Raw genomic sequence first — 21,285 nt, 5'->3', positions numbered from 1 at the left:
GGATTTATGGCGATGGCGCTCAGTGCCGGACTTTGCGCTGTCCAGGCTCATGGCCCATACGCCCAAGGAAGGCACGGTCCCTCCCTCTCCCGGCAGTCGTCTTGTCATTGGCCGTTGCAACACCGTCAGGCAAGACTGATGCGGGCAGTATGACACGGGGCGGTGGGAGGGGGATTTGTTGCGTTTGGTGCGTAGTTTTGTTCACGCCCCGACGTCATTCCGGCGCAGGCCGGGATGCAGTTGCTCGATGATCGGGAATGACCCGATGACAGACGACTTGCTCTCGCACATTAGCCAGGGCGAACCAGACTAAGACTGCAATGGTTCCGTGTGTTCGTGCAGCCAACGTTCCAGCACTTCCTTGCGGAAGGTCCCGGCTTCGAGATTGCCATAGATGAAGTCGATCCACTCCTGCTCGGTGCCGGTTGGTTGGACGCCGTTGACTTGCAAGAAGATAATGGTGCTGGCAAAGGCTACGCGCTTGTTGCCGTCGATAAAGCCGTGGTTCATTGCAAGGCTCTCCCACAACGCAGCGGCCTCTTCGATGATGTCGGCGTAATATCCAGTCTGCGGGCGCAACAGCGCGGACATCACCAGGCCTTCGTCCCGCACGCCGGCTGCGCCGCCATAAAGTCGCAATTGTTCGTCGTGAATCCAGAGCACGTCTTCAATCGTCAGATAGATCGGCAGGCTCATGGCTATTTCGCCAAGGCTTCATAAACCTTGCCCCAGCGTTTGACGCTTTGGGCGTGCAACGTCATGACCAGCGGATTGACCTTAGGGACATCCCTATTCGCCAACAGCGCGCCATACTGTTCCGGAGATAGCACGATGGCGACATCGCGGCCATTTTTCTGGATGCGGACGGGCTCAGCCTGAGCCATTTCCAGAACCTGGCCAAATTTGTTCTTGGCTTCGGTCGCGGTGATATTCGCCATCGGCAATCTCCAATTGGCTAAATTAGCTGATCGCTAAAATAGCTAATTTGGACAAAAATTCAAGCCTCACAAACAAAAAGGCCCGCATTGCTGCGGGCCTTTGTCATTCTTGTCGTAGTGCCTATTCGGCAGCTTCCGGGCGGCTGACGACGGTGACGCCGTTTTCGTCGGTTTCCACCAGGCCGCTGTCCTTGCGGACGATGTAGCGCTTGGCGCTGTCTGCGTCGCCCGGGATTTCGACGGCAACGCCATCAAAGCCGGCCGGCGTAGCCACCGCCTGCGAGCGGCGGAATGGCTTGCGCACAACGCCCCAGAGCCAGCCGATCTGGCCCTTGAGCACGTTCGGGGCCACCACCATCACTGGCACCATGATCAGCGTCAGGGCAGTGGAGACGAACAGGCCCGAAACCAGCGCTGCTGACAGATGGATGAACCACGAACCGGCAATACCGCCGACCACGATCTCGCGGCGGATGAAGTCGAATTCGACGTTCATCGCCATCGGGATCACGCCCAGCGCCGTCACAGTGGCGGTGAGCAGCACCGGCCGCACGCGCTGTGCGGTGGTGATCAGCATCGCCTTGACCGGCTCAACCTTCTCGTCGCGGTTGTAGTGATTGTAGGTGTCGATCAGCACGATACCGTTTTTCACCACGATACCTGCCAGCGCCACGATGCCCAGGCCGGTCATGATTGCCGAGAAGCTCATGCCGGTCACCAGCATGCCCAGCAGCACACCGGCCAGAGACATGATCACCGTCGAGAGCGTGACCAGCACCTGGTAGAAGCTGTTGTACTCCAGCAGCAGCACAAAGAAGATCAGGAACATTGCCGCCCCGAACGCCGACACGATGAAGGCGTTGGTATCGTCAACCTGTTCAGCCGCGCCGCCATAGACGATTTTGACCGTCGACGGCCAGGTCTGGGTCGCTTCCCAGGCCTTGAGCTGCTTGATCTTGTCGTCAGAGGCAAAACCCGGTTCCAGATTGGCCGCGACGGTCATGGCATAGACGCCATTTCGACGGGCAATATTGGCAACCTTGGGCACTGCGGTACGGGTAATGAAGTTCGAAACCGGGATGAGGCCCTGTGCGGTAACGATACGCAGGGAATCAAGGGCATCGAACGTGCGTTCTGCCTTGGGCAGGCGAACGCGGATATCGAGTTCGTCGCCGCCATCGTCAGGACGATAGCTGCCCAGCTTCACGCCGGAGGTCACCAGCTGCACGTAAGGCGACAGCTCGCGCACGCCGATGCCGTATTTGGCGGCTTCGACGCGATCGATGGTCACTTCCCAGTCAATGCCGGGCGACGGGCGACCGTCTTCGACGTCGATGGTGTTGCCCAACTGGTTCTGCACATAGTCACGCAGCTTGGCCACGGTCGGCGCCAGGTCGTCATAGACGGTGCTTTCGACGCGCAGGTTGACAGCCTTGCCGGCTGGCGGGCCATTTTCTTCAGCCGCGATCTGCACCTGCAGACCCGAGATACCAGCAACCCGCTTGCGGATTTCCTGGAAGATCTGTTCGGCCTTGACGCGATCCTTGTAGGTCACGAGCTGCAGGTTGAACGAGCCAATGGTGTCGGGCGGAGCAGAGCCGCCGCCGAAGCCACCCTGGCCGCCAAAGCTCATGATCACGTCCTGGATGCCCTGCACCTGCAGCAGCTGGTCTTCGACCTCCACCAGCATGTCGCGGATTTCGATCGGCGAGTAATTGCCGCGGGCGACCACGTTCACCGTACCGAATTCAGGTTCAGAAGCCGGGAAGGCCTCGGAGCCGGTCGGATGGGAAATGTAGGCGTAGAACATGATGGCGACGAGCGTGAACCCGATCCCCAGCGTCAGGATCGGCTGGTGCATCAGGTGCGCCATGGTGCGCACATAGACACCCGTCAGGCCCTTGACCTTCTTAGGATCAAACTTGTCGGCATACATGACGATGTCGGCCGCTTCGCGCGACTTTTCATCGACATGGCTGGAGGCGATGAACGCGCCGATGATCGGCATGAAAATCAGCGCCGAAACCAGCGAGGCAATCATCACCACGATCACGATGATCGGCAGATAGCTCATGAACTTGCCGATAATGCCCGGCCAGAACAGCAGCGGCACGAAGGCGCCCAGCGTCGTAAAGGTAGCGCCGGCCACCGGCACGAACATCTTCTTGGCCGCCATGATGAAGGCTTCCTTCTTCGGAACGCCCTCCTGCAGCTTTCGCTCCGCGTATTCCACCACCACAATCGGGTCGTCGACGAGCACCCCCACCGCCAGCACCAGCCCGAACATGATCATCATGTTGATGGTCATGCCCAGCATCTGCACCACGAGGAAGGCGATCATGAACGAGATCGGGATCGACATGCCGATCATCAGGGCAGGGCGCACGCCCAGCGTCGCCACGCAGGTGATCATCACCAGCGCAACGGCGGTCAGAACGGCGGCTTCAAGCGAACGGAACAGACCCTTGGTGGTATCTGCCTGATCGATCAGGAAGCTGGTCTGGATGCCCGTTGGCCAGGATTTGACGAACTCGGTGGTTTTGGCGCGCACTTCATCGGAGACGTTGATGACGTTGGTGCCGAGCTTTTTCACCACGCCCAAGGTGATGGCCGGCTGGCCGTTCACATGCGCGTAGGAGGTCGCATCTTCAAAGGTCTTGGTAATGTTGGCGACGTCGCCAAAGGTGACGACGGTATCGCCGCTGGTCTTGAGCGGCAGGGAATAGATGTCCTGCGCATTCTTGATCAGGCCGGGGACTTCGACGTTGAACGAACCCTTGCCGGTATCCAGCGTGCCGCCGGGAACCACCATATTGTTCTTGGCCAGAGCATCAAACAGCTGTGCCGCCGTCAAACCATAGGTTTCCAGGCGGTTCAGGTCGATGGTGACTTCGAGGACTTCGTCGCGCGAGCCGGAAATCTTGACGCTCTGGACGTCTTTGATGTTTTCCAGTTCGTCCTGCAGATCCTTGGCGCGCCGCACCAGTTCACGTTCGGGCACGTTGCCATAGACGGCTACCGAGATCGACGGCGTGTCCGAGAACGAGATTTCGGTCACGGTCGGCTCGGTCGCATCGTCAGGCAGCTCGCCCGAAATGCCATCCAGCTTGGCGCGGATATCAGACAGCGCCTTGTCCTTGTTGGCATTGACGTTGAATTCCAGGAACACCGACGCATGGCCGGTGGTCGAGGTGGTCGAGTAGTTTTCCAGCCCGTCGATTTCCTTGACGCGGTCTTCGATCGGCTTGGCGAGCAATTGCTCGGCGTCGCGCGGCGACACGCCAGTCTGGCTGACCGAAACGTAGAAATATGGAATGTCGATTGCCGGGAAGCTTTCCTTCGGCAACGTTATATAGGCGCTAAACCCCGCGAGCAGCAGCAGCGCCATCACGGTCAGCACCACGCGCGGCATCCGCAGGATGCGTTCGAGGAGGTTCATCATGACGGCGTTCCCTCTTGCACATTGGTAGCGGCCACGGATTGGCCATCCTTGACATATTCCTGGCCCAACGTGATCACGTCGGACTTGAGCGGCAGGCCCAGAACCCACACACCATCACGCGTGTCGCTGGCAATTTGCACGGCATAGAACTTGACCTTGCCGCCTTCGACCGTGCTGACGCCAAGCACGCCATCATCGTTGAGCGTCAGGACAGATTGTGGCAGCAGCTGCGCCGGAGCAGAACCCATGCTGACGGTGGCTTCGGCAGTAATGCCATCGCGGACCGCACCATCGGCATTGGGGAATTCGATTTCAGCCGGGAACGACCGGGTCGCAGCGTCGGCGGTCGATGAAATGTACGTCACGGTGCCCTTGATGCTCTGGCCACTGATCGGGGTGACCACGGCGGAGAGGCCGATCTTGGCCAGGCCGATCTTGGCTTCCGGCACCTGGCCGACAAACACCATCGGATCAAGCTGAACGATGGTGGCGCACGGGGCGCCCGGTGCCAGCATGGTGCCTTCCGAGGTCAGCGGGTCCTGAATGATGCCGGCAACCTTGGCAACGATGATGGTGCGATCAAGTTCGGCCTTGGCATTATCCAGTGCGGCTTGCGCCGAAGTGACACCGGCCTTGGCAGCGCTGAGTGCAACATCGAATGGACGCGAGGTATTGGCAGCAGCAAGGCCCTTCTTGATCAGCTCCGCGCCGGTATCGAAATCGGACTGAGCTTTATCGAGGCCAGCATTGGCCTGCGCCAGCCCGGCATTTGCCTGGGCCACAGCCGCGTTGCGCGTGCCTTGGTCCAGGGTGCAGAGCTTGTCGCCAACGGCGACCTGCTGGCCCTTGCGCACATGCACCTTGTCGACGATGCCCGAGGTTTCAGCGACCGCGCTGACCGAGGCCTTCGCCTTGGTGCGGCCACGGACCGGCACTTCGATAGCCATCGGCTTGGCAATGTAGGTCACGGTGCGCACCGATTGCAGCGGCATGGCCGCGCCGGTGGTTTCCGCCGTGCGTTCCTGGATGGTCAGCTTCGGATCGCTGGCGCCTTCCTGATGCTCTGCTTCGGCCAGCAGTCCGGCCTTGCCCAGCGACTGGGCGATTGGACCATCCGACTTGCCTTCGACCACTGCAATCAGGGGCTTTTCGCCCTTGCCCGGCCCACTGCCGCCAACAACCAGCGTACCGGTGGCCAGCCACGCGCCCGCCAAAATCAGAATACCGCCGGCCACGCCGTAGGAAATATATGCTCGCATTCAAATGCCCCTTATTCGGCTGCGTCCTTTTTGGCGGGCTCAGATCGCGCCAAAGTGATCAGTTCGTGCATATGGGTGCGCATGTGTTGTTCTGCAACGGCCATGATGGCACGCCCATAGCTAATGACCCATGCGTCAGAAGCACTGGTGGTGCGCTCCTCAAGCAGGTCTATCAGTCTCTTCTTCTTCTCGATGGTCTTGTTCAGCTGGTCTTCCAGCCGCGACCGCACCAGTTCGCACGGCAGCAGATGGGCAAAGCGTGCGAACAACAGGAACGGACTGCGGAACACTTCTTCGGCCAGCGGCTCATGCAGTGCAGCGACGAATTCCTCGCGGCCAGCATCGGTAATCGAGTAAACCTTGCGGGCCGGCTTGCCGTCCTGCGGTTCGATACGGCTGGAGACCAGACCGTCATCTTCCAGCTTGGCCAGCGCCGGATAGATCGAGCCATAGCTGGCCTCGACGAAGTAGGAGGATTCCCCTTCGACGGACAGGCGGCGGATCTCGTATCCGGTTGCTTCACCCTCATAGAGGATGGACAAGCAGAGGGTTCTGACGTTCATATGAGCTAACCTTGAGGACCATATGCTGGTCCGTTATATGTCGGTCCTATATAGGCAAGGACAGATACACGCAAGGTTGCTGCAACCAGTCATCGGTGGGTTGCGTTAAGAGCAGGTTTCGCTGCAGGGCGGTTTACGCCGTCAGCAGCGCCATCTCAAGCGCGGTTTTGCGGGCCAGTTCGAGGCTGGCGGCCGCCACGAAGAACGGATTGTAGAACCGTTCGCTGGCCTTGCCATAGCGCAATGGTTCCCCATCCAGCGTCACCACCGCGCCGCCCGCTGCTTCAAGCACGGCTTGGCCGGCAGCGGTATCCCATTCGCAAGTCGGGGTAAATCGCGGGTAAAGCTGGGCGTCGCCCCGCGCCAGCAGGCAGAACTTGAGCGATGAGCCGACCGACACGTCGCTCGCCACGTCCATCCGTTCGCACAATGCTGCCAGCGCCTTGTGGCCGTGCGAGCGGCTGGCGACGATCCGCAGCGGCCCGCCGGAAGCCACTGAAATAGAACGCTTATTTTCTACAACACCAGAGAATGTATTGCAGGCATAAGCGCCCTCGGCTGAGCCGATAAAGGTTTCCCCGGTCACCGGCGCCAGCACCACGCCGGCGATCGGGCGGCCGTTTTCCACCAGGGCGATGTTGACGGTGAACTCACCATTGCGCTTGATGAACTCCTTGGTGCCATCGAGCGGATCGACCACGAAATAGCGCTCGCCCAATACCGGGATCAGTCCGGCAGCGGCGCTTTCCTCGGCCAGCACCGGCAGGCCGGTTTTGGCCAGAAAGTCCAGAATGACTTCCTCGGCGGCAGCATCGGCAATGGTCACCGGAGAGCCGTCGGCCTTTTTTTCTGCGGCGATGGGTCGCGCATAGACTTCATTGATAATTTTCGCCGCGGCGATGGACGCCTCAACCATCAGGTCAATCATGGACTGGTTCATTTACGTAAAATTTCAACATCGAGACCGAGATCAAGCGGCGGCGCCGCCATGGTGATCTGGCTGCTGGAAATATAGTCGACCCCGGTTTCGGCGATCGACCGCACCCGGTCGAGTTTGACTCCGCCCGATGCTTCAAGCCGGGCGCGACCCTTGTTCAGACCAACGGCCTGCCGCAGCGTGGCGTTGTCCATATTGTCGAGCAGCACCACGCGGGCACCGGCGGCCAGCGCCTCTTCAAACTCGACCAGAGTGGTGACTTCGATTTCGATGGCCACCAGATGCCCGGCATAGGCCTCGGCGGCCTTGTAGGCAGCGGTGACACTGCCCGCCACGGCGATGTGGTTGTCCTTGATCAGGATCGCGTCATCGAGGCTGAAGCGGTGATTGGCGCCACCACCGCAGCGCACGGCGTATTTCTGGAAGGCGCGCAGGCCCGGCGTGGTCTTGCGCGTATCGCAGATGCGGGCCTTGGTGCCCTCCACCGCATCGACAAAACGTCGGGTCAGCGTGGCAATGCCGCTGAGCGGATTAAGAAAATTCAGTGCCACGCGCTCGGCGGACATCACGAGGCGCGCCGGACCGGAGACCCGCGCAACCACATCGCCGGGCGAAACGCGATCGCCATCATTGACCTGCGCGGCAAAGATCACCCCGTCGCCGATCAACCGGAACGCGGCTGCCGCCAGATCCAGCCCGGCAATCACCCCGGCTTCGCGCGATGACAGCAAGGCAATTGCCATATCGGTCGGCGACAGCGTCGCCTGCGATGTCAGATCGCCAGCCAGCCCCAGGTCCTCTTCTAGCGCAGCCGTGACGGCGCGCTCGACAATCAGGCGGGAAAGCTGGGCGGGAAAGGCGGACATTGCGGACTCTTTTTGCGCTGCCGGTGATGTACGCGGGCAGGGAGGCAGTTGCAATGGTCGGGGCAGGGCACGTTATCGAATCTGCTTAGCCGAAATCTCTCAGCCGAGACCCTCCCCCTCCGTGGGGACGGATCAAGGGTGGGAGGACCTTCTCCCAGCCTCCCCCATCAATGGGGAGGTGCCGTCTGGTGGTTGGGGAAGCTGGCAATAACTCACCGCAACAAACTCTGCCCGCCATCGATATAAACCGGCGTGCCGGTGATATGCCTTGAACCATTGCCGCACAAAAACAGCACCAGTTCCGCCACATCTTCCCTGCGCCCCGGCTCCCCGCCGGTAATCGGCACATCGCCTTCGGGGAATACCGCCGGCACTTCGGCAGCCTTGGACCGGCGCTTGTCGGTATTGTCGTCGATCTGTGTTTCGATCGCTCCCGGGCAGACCGCGTTGATACGGATGCCGTCATCACCCAGTTCCAGCGCCAGTTGCTGCACCATCGCCACCTGCGCCGCCTTGGTCGCCGCATAGGCCGAAGCGCCTGGCGTGGTAAAAGTCCGGTTGCCGTTGATCGAAGACACCACCACGATGGCCCCGCCACCGGCCCGCTTCAGGTGTGGAATCGCCAGATGCAGCGTCATATAAGTGCCGCGCAGGTTGATCCCGATGGTCTGGTCCCATTCCTTGGGCTTCAGGTCCTCGATCGGCGCCCAGACCCCGTTGATCCCGGCATTGGCCACCACGATGTCGAGCCGCCCGAACCCCGAAATGATCGCCTTGATCGCCGCAGCCATGTCGGCTTCGCTCGACACATCGCCGGTCACCGCCAGCGCCTTGCCGCCTGCCGCCTCGATCTCGGCCGCTGTCGCCCTGATCTCCTTGGCCGTGCGGCTCATCACCGCCACGGCGGCGCCTGCTTTGGCCAATGCCAGCGCCGAAGCCTTGCCGATGCCAGACCCTGCGCCGGTCACCAGCGCCACTTTGCCGATCAGATCATTCATGTCTCGCTCCGTTTTGGTCGCTTAACGCGCGGAGCGGGAAATAGTCCCGTTTAGAACGGCTTGGTCTTGTCGGTGACGATGATCGAATGGGTCAGGCTGCCGATAGCGGGATAGAGCGGGATCAGGCAGGCCTGCAGCGCGTGATAAATGTCCGGCTTGCCGTTGAACAGGCGCGATGTCGGCTTCAGGTCAATCGACAGTTCCGAACGCCAGCCGCCCCGTTCGTTATCGATCACGTGGTTGGCGGCGAAATCCCACAGCTTGCGATACCAGACCTGGAAATACTGCTCCCGGTCATAGGCGCAGAGGAAAGCTGCCGCGCCGATGGCTTCGCTGACCGGCCACCACAGTTTCTCGGTCATGCGCGGGGTATTGTCCCATTCCAGCGTATAGAAAAAGCCGCCATGCTGCTTGTCCCAACCGAGGTCAATCGCCTGGCGGAACAGCTTTCGCGAGGCATCGGTCAGCCAGTCCAGCCGCTTGCTGCCCAAAATCCACAGTTGCAACAACAGGCGCGACCATTCAAGCGCGTGGCCGGGAGTGCTGCCGGCCGGACGGAACATCTCGTTGCCGAGATAGAAGTTGTCGAGGTTCCAGTCCGCATCGAAATGCTCGGCAACCCGATAATTCAGGCTCGCCGCATGCTTGCCGATGATGAACGCGGCAATGCGTTCGGCCTTTTCCAGGTACGCCTTGTCGCCGGTAGCCTCAAACGCCGCCATCAGCGCTTCGGTCATGTGCATGTTGGAGTTCTGGCCGCGATAGTTGTCGATCTCGGACCAGTCCTGGTTGAACTGCTCGTTGACCACGCCACGCTTGTCGTCCCAGAAGCGGGTATTGATGATCTCGGTCACATCGGCCAGCATCTTGTCGGCCAGCGGATGGCCGGCGAGCTTGGCGCTCGAAGCGGCCAGCAGCACGAAGGCATGGCCATAGGCCTGCTTGATGCCATCGACCACGCCGCCATTGTCCAGCGACCAGACATAGCCACCGTGCTTGGCGTCGCGGTGGTTTTCCCAAATGTAGCGCATGCCGTGATCGACGAATTCGTCCGACCCGGGGCGGCCCAGCAGGCTGCCGACGGCAAAGCTGTGGACCATGCGCGTGGTGGTGTGGACCTGGCGGGTGGAGTTGTCGGCGCTCAGCGGCTGGCCGGCATCATCGAGTTCGAAAAAGCCGCCGCGCGGATTGATCGAGGACTTTTCGAAGAAATCGAACAGATTATTGGCCTGGCGCATCAGCCACTGGCGGTGAAATGGCCGTGCGGTCCACTGGCCCGAATTGGTGGACGGCAGCAGACCGGAATATTCAGACATAGCGCGCTCCCAGACCGGCGCAGCCGCCGGTTCCTCATTGATTGGCAGCATCTATATCGGCAGCGCGGCAACGTTGCAATTTGTGGATGGAGGCGCCGGTGGATTACTGCCCCACCCCCTCCCAACCTCCCCATCAAGGGGGAGGTGCTGCATCGCGTTCTGGGCAATATCCAGTCACACCCACCGGCCCGGCACCTCCCCCTCGAGGGGGGAGGATGGGTGGGGGTGGGGCAGCACACGCGAAGCTACTGCCGGTACAGCGCCTCGATCCGCGCCACCTCATCGCGCGAGCCCAAAATCACCGGAATCCGCTGGTGAATTCCATTCGGCTGCACTTCGAGAATACGCCCATGCCCGGTCGATGCCGCGCCACCGGCCGCTTCGATCAACAGGGCCATCGGACTGGCCTCATACATCAGCCGCAGGCGGCCGCCCTTGGCCAGGGTTTCGCTGTCGAGCGGATAGAGGAAAATGCCGCCGCGCATCAGGATGCGGTGAATGTCGGCCACCATCGAGCCGATCCAGCGCATGTTGAAGCGCTTGCCGGCCGCGCCGGTTTCACCCGCCACGTTCTGGTCGACATAGGCTTTGGTCGCGGCGTCCCAGAACCGGTAGCGCGCGGCGTTGATGGCATATTCGGCCGAGGCGGCGGGGACTTTGACGTTGTCCTTGTCCAGCCTGAACACCCCGTCATTGCCCAGCGTGAACACGGCGACCGATGTCCCGAAGCTCAGAACCAGGCTGGTGGAAGGGCCATAGGCCGCGTAGCCACCGGCGAGCTGTTTGCTGCCCGGCTGCAGGATATCGGCGGCAGATTGGATCGCCAGAACCGAAAAAATCGAGCCCACAGTGACGTTTACGTCCAGATTTGAACTGCCGTCGAGCGGATCGCAGGCAATGGCATAGCCGCCTTGATTCTCGATGTGAAGCGCTTCATCCAGCTCTTCCGACACCAGAATCTGGATGTCGACGTTTTGGCGTATGTGCTTGATAAATATGTCGTTTGAAACGACGTCGAGCTGTTTCTGGGTCTCGCCCTGGATATTGGTGTGGTCCGTGGCCCCAGCCAGCCCGTCAGTGGGCGCCGTGCGCAGTACGCCGCCGATTTCCGCGCAGGCCGCCGCGATGGTGACAATGATCCCGGAAAGCGCAGGCGATGGTGCGGCAGTCTCCAGCCATTGCGAAAGCGTCTTGGGCGAGGACATTGGGCACCTTGAAATTGGAACTATCAGTGTCAGCTACTGTCGCGATTGGTATGGGGTAGGCAAGGGCGACTTTCGGATGGGGGCAATTCCCTCCGCCCCACCGCTCGTCACCCTCGGGCTTGACCCGAGGGTGCTTACGATGCTGCCAAGAGCCCTCGGGTCAAGCCCGAGGGTGACGAGCGGTGGTAAAGGTGACGATCTCTGCGAAGGCGCGTCGATTGGTCTTATGACCGCCGCGCCAAATCCCCGAGCAGCCCGGCAGCAACCGACAGGCGCGACACACTCAATTGTCCCTGTTTCAGTTCCGCGACTGCCCCCGCCGCCCGTTCGATCCCTGCCGCCCGCGACTGCTTCCAGTTCATAATCCGGTCTTCGACCGAACCTTTCCCCGAAGACAACGCATCGATGGACAGGTCGCGTTGCGCCCGCATCAGATTGGCCAGAGCCCGATCCAGCGCCATGCGGTCGAACCGGTCTTCGAGCACCAGGGCGCGTCCCTGCGCCAATACCGCCCACAGGTCGAAAATCGCAAACACGCCAAAAAACGCCCGCGCCGCTTCGCTGAACGACACGCCGCCGCGTTCGCCCACCAGCACGATATCGCTGGCATAGGACAGCACCGGCAATTCGGCGATCTTGCGCGCCGTGGCGTCGGGAGCACCCGCCGCCTTGGCGCTGTCGATCGCGGCGCGGATGCTTTCGCTGACCCCCGGCGCTACCAGTGTCGGCAACAGGTCGCGCAGCGTCGCCACCCCCTTGGCATGGCGCTCGATGATCTCGGGCAGCGGCAGGGTCAGGTCGCTATTGCGCAGGAACCACAGCACTTCCTGTTGCAGCAGCGTGCGGATGCTTTGATACAGCGCCAGCTGCGCCGCGCCCGCCACCTTGCCATCGAGCTCGTCGACCAGATCGTTGAGCGCGCTCAAACCATAGATATCGCGGGTCGTCACATAGGCCTTGGCCACATCGCCAACGCCGGCACTGGTGGCCGCCATCAGTTCGGTGACGAAGGCGGGGCCACCGCGATTGACGATGGCATTGGCCAGCACGGTGGCAATCACCTCGCGGCGCAGCCGGTGGGTGATGACGGTTTCGGGATACTTGTGGTGCAGCGTTTCCGGGAAATAGCGGAACAGCTCATTGGTCAGGCTGTGATCGTCCGGAATATCGGAGTCCAGCAGATCGGCATAAAGTGTCAGCTTGGCATAGGCCAGCAGCACCGCCAGTTCCGGCCGGGTCAGGGCCTTGCCGCGCGCCGCGCGCTCGCCAATCACCGATTCAGCGGGCAGAAACTCCACTCGCCGGCTGAGCAGGCCGCGTGCTTCCAGCGTCAGCATCAGTTCGCGATGGTCCGGCAGTTCGGCCAGTCCCTGCCGCTCGCTGAGCGACAGCGCCAGCGTCTGCAGGTAATTGTTGCGCAGGCAGAGCGCCGCCACTTCCGGCGTCATGGTGGCGAGGAAGGCGTTGCGCTGCTCCTGGGTAAAAGTGCCATCCTTGAGCAGCGGGCCGACCGCGATCTTGATGTTGACTTCAAGATCGCTCGAATTCACCCCGGCGGAGTTGTCGATGGCGTCCGAATTGATGGCGCCGCCATTGAGGGCGTACTCGATGCGGCCGCGCTGGGTGACACCCAGATTGGCCCCTTCGCCGACCACCTTGGCGCGCACCTGATTGGCGGCGATGCGGATCGCGTCATTGGTGCGGTCGCCCGCATCGGCATCGGTTTCCTGGCTGGAGCGGATATAGGTGCCGATGCCGCCAAACCACAAAAGATCGACTTCGGCGCACAGGATTGCCGTCATCACCTGTTGCGGCGTGGCACTGGCAGCGGTCAGCCCCAGCGCCTTCTGTGCCTCAGGCGTCAGCGGAATTGACTTCAGCGTGCGCGAATAAATCCCACCGCCCGCCGAGATCAGGCCCTTTTCATAATCCTGCCAGCTTGAGCGGGGCAGGGCGAACAGCCGCTGCCGTTCAGCCAGGCTGGTGACGGGATCGGGCGTCGGATCGATGAAGATGTCGCGGTGATCGAACGCTGCGACCAGATGGATCTGCGGCGACAGCAGCATGCCATTGCCGAACACATGGCCCGACATGTCGCCGATGCCTGCAACGGTGAACGGCGTAGTCTGGATGTCGCGGTCCATTTCGCGGAAATGACGCTTCACCGCTTCCCAGCCGCCCCGGGCAGTGATGCCCATTTTCTTGTGGTCATAACCCACCGAACCGCCAGAAGCGAACGCATCGCCCAGCCAGAAGCCGCGCCCCAGCGCAATCGCATTGGCGGTGTCCGAAAATGTCGCCGTGCCCTTGTCGGCGGCCACCACCAGATACGGATCGTCGCCATCGAGCCGCCGCACATCAGCGGGCGGCACGACGGTGTCGCCCACCAGATTGTCGGTGATGTCGAGCAACGACCCGATGAAAATGGTGTAGCTGGCAACGCCTTCGGCCATCACCGCATCGCGCGCCAACCCGGCGGTGGGGCGCTTGGGGAAAAATCCGCCCTTGGCGCCAACCGGCACGATCACCGCATTCTTGACCTGCTGCGCCTTGACCAGCCCCAGCACTTCAGTGCGGAAATCTTCCGGCCGATCCGACCAGCGGATGCCGCCGCGGGCGATGGCGCCGAAGCGCAGATGCACGCCTTCGACGCGCGGCGAATAGACGAAGATTTCGCGGAACGGCTTGGGCGCCGCCATGCCATCGACCTTGGCACAATCGAACTTGATCGCCAAAGCTGGCTGGCGGTTGCCGTTCGCGTCGCGCTGATAGGCATTGGTGCGCACCGAGGCGTCGATCAGGTTGAGGAAGCGCCGGATGATGGTGTCCTCGTCCAGCGACGTCACCGCGTCGAGCACTGCCGCAAGGCTGTCGCGAGCCGCCTGCGCCACGGTTTCGCGATCATCAACCTCAGGGTTGTGAAGGGCGTGGAACAAGGAAACCAGCGCCGTGGCGGCAGCTGGTTGCGCCACCATCACCTGCGCCAGATAGCGGTGGCCGTAGGAAATATTGAGCTGGCGCAGATAGCGCGCCAAAGCCCGCAGCAGCGCCGCATCGTCCCAGCTCAGGTCGGCCTTGAGGATCAGCGCGTTGAAACCGTCGCTTTCCGCCTGGCCGTCCCATACTGCCAGCAAGCCGGTTTCGATCGGCCTGCCATGGGTGGCGACATCGATGCTGCTGCCATCGATCGGGGCCAGCACCATGTCGTGGATATAGCGTTCGACGCCATCGCGCGGCACCACGGTATAGGTGCGCTCATCGATCACCCGGAAGCCGAAATGCTCCAGCATCGGCACGCGGTCGCTCAGCGGAATGGCGCTGCCGCGATGGTAGAACTTGAGTCCCAGATTGCCGTCGCGGCCCTGTCGATTGCGCAGGCGGATGGCGATACGGGCATCGTCTTCCAGCGTTTTCAGCACTGAGACGTCAGCCAGCGCATCTTCGGCGGTGTTGCGGGATTCATAGCTGGCCGAGAACGCATTGCGGTAATCGGCGACCTCAGATGGTTCGGCCGCCGCAGCCAGCAGCATGTCGCCAAAATTGCGCGTCAGCTGCTCGATATGGCCTTCCAGCGTCTCGCGGCTGGGGCGCGGCGTGGCGCCACCATTGCGCCCGATAATGACGTGCAGGCGGACCAGTTCGCCTTCCGGAAAGTTGGGGTAATAGGCCGAGATGCGGCCGTCATAGACCTGCGCCAGATAATCGTTGATCCGTACGCGCACCTCGCTGTCGTAGCGGTCGCGCGGCACATAGACCAGGATCGAGACGAAGTTGTCGAACTGGTCGATGCGCGGCAAGACCCGCACACGAGGCCGGTCATACAGCCCGGCAACGGCGTTGGCATAGTCGAACAGCGTATGGGCATCGATCTGGAACAGTTCGTCGCGCGGATAGGTGTCCAGCGCGGTCAGCAGCGCCCGGCCGGCATGGCTGCGCGGATCGAGCGCCGACCGCGCCATTACAGCGCTGATCTTGCGGCGGATGATCGGCACTTCGCTATGCGGCGCGGCCAGCGCCAGCGTAGTGTAAAGCCCCAGAATCCGCAGCTCGCCCGTCAGCTTGCCGTCGGCGTCGAAGCGTTTGACACCAACATAATCCATGTGGGCGCGGCGATGGACGCGGGCCCGCACATTGGCCTTGGTCACCAGCAAAGGGTCGCGCGATTTGAGGAATTCGCCATGCTGCGGCGTCATTTCCACATAATCAGGACCCGAACGCAGGAATTTCAGCTCGGTGTCTTCCAGAATGCCGAGGCCGCTTCCCGCGATCGGCTCCAGATGCATGCCATCGACCAGCCGATATTCGCGGGTGCCCAGGAAAGTGAAATTATGCTCGGTGAGCCAGCCCAGGAAATACGCCGCCTCGTCGCGCAACGCCGGATGCAGCACGGCCTTGGTGGTTTGCAGCGCGCTGGAGGCTTCGCGCGCCTTGTGCAGCATTTTTTGCCAGTCGCGCACAGCGCGGCCGACTTCGAGCATGGCGGTTTCGATTTCGCGGCGCAGCACGGCGATATCGGCCACCGGCTCGCTATGCACATGCAGCATGCTGATATTGTGGCCATCGTGCTGCACCACCGGATGGGCAAACAACTGCACCACGCCCCCGGCGGCCCGCAGCGCCGCCAGCACGCTGTCGACGATGAACGGGGTATCGGGCGACACCACATCGACCACCAGCGAACCATCGGCGGCCGCCTCGATAAAGGTTCGGCTCTGGGTGGGGGAGGCATCGCGCAGATGCGCGAACGAGTGCCGCAGGAGCGTCACGAAATCGTCGATGTCATAGCGCGCAAGGTCGTCCGGATCGGTGGTTTCCGCAAAGCCTGACAGGTATTGCGCAAAATCCATTTCGGAAGCCGACAGGATTTCGGCACGTTCCATGAGGCGCGTGCGCGCATTGGCGGCAGAATCGGTCAATTGCTCTCTCCCCAGCATGACAGGTGAAGTCTAGGTGGTGTTTGCTTGACTGTCCCCCGGCTTCTTATGGGACGTTTGGTGCAGTGCAATGACACAAGCGCGGATGCCGTCCGGAGCGATTTCGGGGAACTCTGGAGTCGCTCCGCCGTTGTTCCATTATCTGTTGCAACAATGGAGAACGATTATGGGCAACCAGTCGCAAAGCACGGTTTTCGGAAGCGGTTTCAATCCCGCGCTGGTCAACGAGACCGACCGGAAAGTGAGCCATGATCTGATCGCCAGCGATCGGGTCGAAGGCACCAGGGTCTATGCCCTCAATGGCGACCACATCGGCCATATCGAGCGCATTCTTCTCGAAAAGCGCAGTGGCCAGGTGGCCTATGCCGTCCTCGGCTTCGGCGGCTTCCTTGGCCTCGGTAATGATCATTATCCGCTGCCATGGGGCAAGCTCGCCTATGATGAAGAACTCGGCGGCTACAAGGTCGATGTTACCCGCGAGCAGCTGGACAACGCGCCGAAATACGATGATGCCGAGGAATATTACCTCAATGGCGATCGTGGCCGGCTTATCTACGATTACTATGGCGTCTCGCCATACTGGATTTAAAGCGTCGGTTCTGATCGTCCCGCCCGGATTCCGGGCGGGATTTTTCCGGCATGCGAAAGTGAGAAATGGGCGAAAAACCGGATTGGACCGCAGACGACACCGCCGGGCAGGGCAAAGAGAACCAGTCTCTTGAAAACCTGCACGAAGCCATCACCAACACCGCCTATTTCCTCTGGGAACAGGACGGACGGCCCGAAGGTCAGGCGGACCTTTACTGGCAGCGCGCGCATGAACAGCATCTGCGCCAGCGCGCCTATGACATCTGGCTGCGCAACGGTGCGCCGGAAGGCCGGGCCGATGATTTCTGGTATCGCGCCCGGGCCGAAAAATAGCCCCATCGAGCCGCATGGTGAGCCTGTCAAACAGCAATGGCATAGGCCGGGAGGGCGCCGCACCCTCGTCGCTCGACAGGCTCACGATGCGGCCTGATCAAAGGCCCGCCGGGCCTCAGGCCCGATCCCATCCCTCCCGCATCAGCTTGTAACCGCCCTCATACACCTGCTCTGGCCGCTCGAATAATGGCCGCCAGATTTTGGTGGCCGCCGCCAAGTCGGGCAGGGCGGAGCCAAACGCCTCCACGGTCATCCAGCCATCATAGCCGGCGTCCTTGAGCGCATCGAACACCGGCTGGAAGGCGATATGCCCGGCGCCGGGCGCCCCGCGATTGTTTTCTGAAATATGGACATGGTTGATTTGGCTGATCGTGGCCGGGATCACCTCGACCATCGAGTTTTCCTCGATGTTGAAATGGAAGGTATCATAGAGGTAACCGTAGTTTGGCTCGTCCACGGCCTTGACCAGCGCCGCCGCCTGCGCGGCGGTGTTAAGGAAATAACACTCGAACCGGTTGAGCGGCTCGACCGAGAGCTTGATGTTCGATCTGGCGGCATATTGCGCGGCCGCCTTGTGGACTTCGGCCACCCGCTGCTTTTCGTCATCTGTTGCGCCAGCGCCCGAGAACTGCCCCAGCGGCTGGTGCAGCGGGCCGGCGGCGAGATCGCCACCCAAAGCCGCGGTGCAGTCGATGATCCATTTGATATGCTCAAGCCCGGCGTCGCGTTCGGCCTTGTCAGCCGATACCGCGCTCTTGCCACCCCCCGGCATTACGCCAATGCCCGTTACGCCCAGCCCCAGCGCCTTGATGTGACGCCCCAGCTTTTCGTAGTGGTCCGGCGTGCCCTCGAACAGCGGGATTTCCACCCCATCATAGCCTGTCGCCTTCAGCCGTTCGATGATCGGCAGATGCTCGTCAGTGATAAAGGTGCTCCACAGGAGCAGGTTGAAGCCGAGTTTCATAAGGCGTTCCAACTCAATTCAGTCCGGTGCCTCTGTCCATCGCGGGAATGACACCGAGCCTGTGGCAAGCTTACAGACTAATCCACTGCCCCGACTTGCCCGAGGCAATGATGGCGTCGCACACCCGCGTCGTTTCCAGCGCATCACGGAAGCTGGGCGCGGCCGGCTTGCCGGTTTTCAGCCCGTCGAGGAAATCGGCGACCTGATGGGTGAAGCTGTGCTCATAGCCGATAATCAGGCCGGGCACCCACCATTTGCCCAGATACGGATGATCGCCATCGGTGACCAGGATATTGGTCCAGCCGCGCTGTGCGCCTGCCACCGAATGGTCGAAGAACTGCACCCGGTTCAGGTCATGCAGATCCCATGACAACGAGCCCTTTTCGCCATTGATTTCAAGTGTATAGCCGGCCTTGTGGCCGCGGGCATAGCGGGTCGATTCAAAGGTGCCGAGCGAGCCGTTCTGGAACCGGGTCAAAACCGCCGCAGCATCATCGATGCCAACCCGCTGCATCGCGCCCGTCTCGGCATTCTTGCGCTCTTTGACGAAGGTTTCTGTCATCGCCGTCAGGCTATCGAGCGAGCCATTGATCCAGATCGCGGTATCAAGGCAATGCGCCAGCAGGTCCCCGGTAACGCCGGAGCCGGCCGCCTCCACATCAAGCCGCCAGGTGCCCGCGCCGCCCTGCGGCACGTCGGGCGAAATCGTCCAGTCCTGCAGGAACTTGGCGCGGTAGTGAAAGATTTTCCCAAGGCGCCCGCTCTCCACCATCTGCTTGATCAGCATCACGGCTGGCACGCGGCGATAGTTATACCAGACCATATTGGGCACGCCGGCCTTCTCGACGGCGTCGACCATCGGCAGGCCTTCGGCCTCGGTGCGGGCCAGCGGCTTTTCACACAGCACCATCTTGCCGGCCTTGGCGGCGGCGATGGAGATTTCGGCGTGCAGGTCATTGGGTACGCACACATCGATGGCGTCGATATCCTTGCGCTCAATCAGCACGCGCCAGTCGGTCTCCACGCTTTCATAGCCGAACATGTCGGCCACCCGGCGCACCTTGGAAACATTGCGGCCAACTATTGCCTTGAGGGCAGGGCGGTAGCCGGTTTCAAAGAAATGCGAAACATTGGCCCAGGCGTTGGAATGGGCGCGCGCCATGAAGCCATAGCCGACCATGCCGATATTGAGTGTCTTGGTCATTGCATTCGCTCCTATTCCCGCCAGCCATGGGCGTCACGAACCTTGACCATGGCGCCGAGCACCTTGTTCCAGGTGGTTTGTGCTTCCATCACCGCATTGGGGAACATGCAGCCATCCCAGCAGATATGGCGCATCACCTTGGTTAACTCGTTCTTGCCATCGCGCAGCCAGTATCCGGCATGCTTGGTCACGTCGAGCCGGCCATTGGGATCGTCGATCTGGCAGTGCCGCCCGGTCTTTTCGTGGTCGCCGGAGCCGAAAGTGGTGCCATCGTTTTGCGCTACGTGAAAATCCAGCGTCCAAGGGCGCAAAGCATCGGCAACCTTGTGATAGGCAGCATCAAGCGCGGCCTTGTCGGACCAGTTAAAGTCCTTGGGCAGGATGCGGTCCTTTTCGGCATTGGCGCCGAGCACGAAGAGCATCGAGTGCGCCATGTCGGCCTGATAGCCGACCACACCAGGCAGGCCGACCATTTCCAGCAGTTTGACGTTTTCGCGCCAGCTATGCATGCCGCCCCAGCAGATTTCGCCCTCGATGACGACGAACTCGCCATATTCCTGGGCGATTTTGCCGGCCTCCTTGAAGGTGGCGGCAATCTTTTTGGTGCCTTCGGGGTCCTTGTCCCAAGCCTCGACGCCCGTCGAGCTGTCGATCCGGATGCCGCCGGTCGGACGAATGCCCAGATCACGCATCTGCCTGCCGATAGAAGAGGCCTTGCGCACCTGGCTGAGGAAGCGTTTCACATCGTCGGTGTCGCCCATGGCTGAGCCGCCACCGGCACCCCCCCAGATCGGCGCCACGAACGAGCCGACCTTGAGCCCGTATCCGGCGATGTGGTCGACCATGCGTTTGACCGCATCCTTGTCGCTGTCGATCGAGATATGCGGATCGGCCAGCCACAGGTCGATGCCGTCAAATTTCTGGCCTTCGAACTCGGCCTTGCTGGTCAATTCCAGCAGCGTATCAAGCGCAATGATCGGCTCGCTATCCGGCGATCCCTTGCCGACGACGCCGGGCCAGGCAGCATTATGCAGTTTGGGATAATTGTTGTTGGAAGCCATAAAAATCCTCCAGAAGTAACTGTTATTATTGGTCTTTTATGCCGCCTTGTGTGCCAGGTTAAGCCCGCTGACCGCATCGAACAGGATGACCTTGTCGGCGTTCCAGCCAAAGCGCACGGTCTCCTCCACCGCAACCGTGCTGCGGGCCGGAATGGCTGCCCGCACCAGATTGTCGCCGACGCGCATGGTGATGATCTTCTCGATGCCGTGGTTTTCGATGTCGTGGATTTTGGCTTCGACCGGAGCCCCGCTGGCGACGGTAACGTCCTCCGGTCGAATGCCAAACGTGTAGGCGCCTTCCCCGGCACTCTGGCCGGAGAGGGGCAGCTCGAAGGTTTTCGGCGCCACCACGGCAGCATTGCCCGCGATCGTGCCATTGAACAGATTGATCGCCGGCGAGCCGACAAAGCTGGCCACGAACGTATTGACCGGGCTGGAATAGACCTGCTGCGGCGTGCCCACCTGCACCAGCTTGCCATTGTTGAGCACGCCAATGCGGTCGCCCATGGTCATGGCTTCGACTTGGTCATGGGTGACGAAAATGAAGGTCGCGCCCAGCCGCATCTGCAGGTCTTTCAACTCGGAGCGGAGCGCTTCGCGCAACTTGGCATCGAGCGCCGAGAGCGGCTCGTCCATCAGGAATACCTTCGGCTCCCGCACGATGGCGCGGCCAATGG

General features: G+C 61.4%; 17 protein-coding genes. 2 read left to right on the top strand and 15 right to left on the bottom strand.

Going from position 1 to position 21,285, the window contains the following annotated elements; genetic code table 11:
- Positions 1–309: 309 nt before the first annotated feature.
- The 11 genes from ABIT12_RS15155 to ABIT12_RS15105 form a co-directional block, all read right to left on the bottom strand.
- The gene (locus ABIT12_RS15155; RefSeq protein ID WP_348042141.1) at positions 310–696 is read right to left on the bottom strand and encodes a type II toxin-antitoxin system death-on-curing family toxin; all 387 of its coding nucleotides are present in this window, start codon (positions 694–696) and stop codon (positions 310–312) included.
- Between the two features lie 2 nt (positions 697–698).
- Positions 699–938 carry a type II toxin-antitoxin system Phd/YefM family antitoxin gene (locus ABIT12_RS15150; protein ID WP_348042140.1) on the bottom strand — a complete coding sequence of 80 codons (240 nt, stop codon included), beginning with the start codon at positions 936–938 and terminating at the stop codon, positions 699–701.
- 121 nt (positions 939–1,059) lie between these two features.
- Complete coding sequence (locus ABIT12_RS15145) at positions 1,060–4,380, bottom strand: efflux RND transporter permease subunit (protein WP_348042139.1); 3,321 nt, start codon at positions 4,378–4,380, stop codon at positions 1,060–1,062.
- Positions 4,377–5,639, bottom strand: coding sequence for an efflux RND transporter periplasmic adaptor subunit (locus ABIT12_RS15140; protein WP_348042138.1), 1,263 nt, complete (start codon positions 5,637–5,639; stop codon positions 4,377–4,379). Before ABIT12_RS15140 ends, ABIT12_RS15145 begins: the two co-directional genes overlap by 4 nt.
- 11 nt (positions 5,640–5,650) lie before the next feature.
- On the bottom strand, positions 5,651–6,202 hold the full coding sequence (locus tag ABIT12_RS15135) for a PadR family transcriptional regulator (protein WP_348042137.1): 552 nt from the start codon (positions 6,200–6,202) through the stop codon (positions 5,651–5,653).
- A gap of 133 nt (positions 6,203–6,335) precedes the next feature.
- The gene (cysQ, locus tag ABIT12_RS15130; protein ID WP_348042136.1) at positions 6,336–7,130 is read right to left on the bottom strand and encodes a 3'(2'),5'-bisphosphate nucleotidase CysQ; all 795 of its coding nucleotides are present in this window, start codon (positions 7,128–7,130) and stop codon (positions 6,336–6,338) included.
- An 8-nt stretch (positions 7,131–7,138) separates the two neighbouring features.
- Positions 7,139–8,005: a carboxylating nicotinate-nucleotide diphosphorylase gene (nadC, locus tag ABIT12_RS15125; protein WP_348042135.1), complete on the bottom strand. Its 867-nt coding sequence runs from the start codon at positions 8,003–8,005 to the stop codon at positions 7,139–7,141.
- 212 nt (positions 8,006–8,217) lie between these two features.
- On the bottom strand, positions 8,218–9,003 hold the full coding sequence (locus ABIT12_RS15120; protein WP_348042134.1) for an SDR family NAD(P)-dependent oxidoreductase: 786 nt from the start codon (positions 9,001–9,003) through the stop codon (positions 8,218–8,220).
- 50 nt (positions 9,004–9,053) lie between these two features.
- Complete coding sequence (locus ABIT12_RS15115) at positions 9,054–10,319, bottom strand: AGE family epimerase/isomerase (RefSeq protein ID WP_348042133.1); 1,266 nt, start codon at positions 10,317–10,319, stop codon at positions 9,054–9,056.
- 245 nt (positions 10,320–10,564) lie between these two features.
- The gene (locus ABIT12_RS15110) at positions 10,565–11,524 is read right to left on the bottom strand and encodes a class 1 fructose-bisphosphatase (RefSeq protein ID WP_348042132.1); all 960 of its coding nucleotides are present in this window, start codon (positions 11,522–11,524) and stop codon (positions 10,565–10,567) included.
- A gap of 224 nt (positions 11,525–11,748) precedes the next feature.
- Positions 11,749–16,440, bottom strand: a complete 4,692-nt coding sequence (locus ABIT12_RS15105) for an NAD-glutamate dehydrogenase (RefSeq protein ID WP_348042131.1) — start codon at positions 16,438–16,440, stop codon at positions 11,749–11,751.
- A 184-nt stretch (positions 16,441–16,624) separates the two neighbouring features.
- On the opposite strand from ABIT12_RS15105, the gene ABIT12_RS15100 reads away from it, so the two are divergent.
- Together ABIT12_RS15100 and ABIT12_RS15095 are read left to right on the top strand one after the other, a co-directional pair.
- Entirely contained in the window at positions 16,625–17,047 is a 423-nt protein-coding gene (locus ABIT12_RS15100; protein ID WP_348042130.1) for a PRC-barrel domain-containing protein, read from the top strand.
- 65 nt (positions 17,048–17,112) lie between these two features.
- Positions 17,113–17,379 (top strand): DUF2934 domain-containing protein, encoded by a 267-nt coding sequence (locus ABIT12_RS15095; protein WP_348042129.1) that lies wholly within the window; start codon positions 17,113–17,115, stop codon positions 17,377–17,379.
- A gap of 115 nt (positions 17,380–17,494) precedes the next feature.
- Here ABIT12_RS15095 and ABIT12_RS15090 read toward each other — a convergent pair whose 3' ends face one another.
- The 4 genes from ABIT12_RS15090 to ABIT12_RS15075 form a co-directional block, all read right to left on the bottom strand.
- Complete coding sequence (locus tag ABIT12_RS15090) at positions 17,495–18,343, bottom strand: sugar phosphate isomerase/epimerase (protein WP_348042128.1); 849 nt, start codon at positions 18,341–18,343, stop codon at positions 17,495–17,497.
- A gap of 70 nt (positions 18,344–18,413) precedes the next feature.
- Positions 18,414–19,547 (bottom strand): Gfo/Idh/MocA family oxidoreductase, encoded by a 1,134-nt coding sequence (locus tag ABIT12_RS15085; RefSeq protein ID WP_348042127.1) that lies wholly within the window; start codon positions 19,545–19,547, stop codon positions 18,414–18,416.
- A gap of 11 nt (positions 19,548–19,558) precedes the next feature.
- A complete protein-coding gene (locus ABIT12_RS15080; protein WP_348042126.1) occupies positions 19,559–20,608 on the bottom strand; it encodes a sugar phosphate isomerase/epimerase in 1,050 nt (349 codons plus the stop codon).
- 36 nt (positions 20,609–20,644) lie between these two features.
- Positions 20,645–21,285, bottom strand: a 641-nt coding sequence (locus tag ABIT12_RS15075) for an ABC transporter ATP-binding protein (protein ID WP_348042125.1), incomplete at its 5' end; no start/stop codon positions are given.

The sequence above is a fragment of the Devosia sp. genome, from assembly GCF_039927955.1.
Classification (GTDB): Bacteria; Pseudomonadota; Alphaproteobacteria; order Rhizobiales; family Devosiaceae; genus Devosia.
This window is presented reverse-complemented; position numbering and strand designations above follow the sequence as displayed.

Excerpts from the sequence above, each read along its gene's own strand:
- ABIT12_RS15135 (WP_348042137.1), bottom strand. The coding sequence starts at position 6,202 with ATGAACGTCAGAACCCTCTGCTTGTCCATCCTCTATGAGGGTGAAGCA.
- cysQ (WP_348042136.1), bottom strand. The coding sequence starts at position 7,130 with ATGATTGACCTGATGGTTGAGGCGTCCATCGCCGCGGCGAAAATTATC.
- ABIT12_RS15140 (WP_348042138.1), bottom strand. The coding sequence starts at position 5,639 with ATGCGAGCATATATTTCCTACGGCGTGGCCGGCGGTATTCTGATTTTG.
- ABIT12_RS15145 (WP_348042139.1), bottom strand. The coding sequence starts at position 4,380 with ATGATGAACCTCCTCGAACGCATCCTGCGGATGCCGCGCGTGGTGCTG.
- ABIT12_RS15155 (WP_348042141.1), bottom strand. The coding sequence starts at position 696 with ATGAGCCTGCCGATCTATCTGACGATTGAAGACGTGCTCTGGATTCAC.
- ABIT12_RS15100 (WP_348042130.1), top strand. The coding sequence starts at position 16,625 with ATGGGCAACCAGTCGCAAAGCACGGTTTTCGGAAGCGGTTTCAATCCC.
- ABIT12_RS15115 (WP_348042133.1), bottom strand. The coding sequence starts at position 10,319 with ATGTCTGAATATTCCGGTCTGCTGCCGTCCACCAATTCGGGCCAGTGG.
- nadC (WP_348042135.1), bottom strand. The coding sequence starts at position 8,005 with ATGTCCGCCTTTCCCGCCCAGCTTTCCCGCCTGATTGTCGAGCGCGCC.
- ABIT12_RS15120 (WP_348042134.1), bottom strand. The coding sequence starts at position 9,003 with ATGAATGATCTGATCGGCAAAGTGGCGCTGGTGACCGGCGCAGGGTCT.
- ABIT12_RS15110 (WP_348042132.1), bottom strand. The coding sequence starts at position 11,524 with ATGTCCTCGCCCAAGACGCTTTCGCAATGGCTGGAGACTGCCGCACCA.
- ABIT12_RS15090 (WP_348042128.1), bottom strand. The coding sequence starts at position 18,343 with ATGAAACTCGGCTTCAACCTGCTCCTGTGGAGCACCTTTATCACTGAC.
- ABIT12_RS15085 (WP_348042127.1), bottom strand. The coding sequence starts at position 19,547 with ATGACCAAGACACTCAATATCGGCATGGTCGGCTATGGCTTCATGGCG.
- ABIT12_RS15150 (WP_348042140.1), bottom strand. The coding sequence starts at position 938 with ATGGCGAATATCACCGCGACCGAAGCCAAGAACAAATTTGGCCAGGTT.
- ABIT12_RS15095 (WP_348042129.1), top strand. The coding sequence starts at position 17,113 with ATGGGCGAAAAACCGGATTGGACCGCAGACGACACCGCCGGGCAGGGC.
- ABIT12_RS15080 (WP_348042126.1), bottom strand. The coding sequence starts at position 20,608 with ATGGCTTCCAACAACAATTATCCCAAACTGCATAATGCTGCCTGGCCC.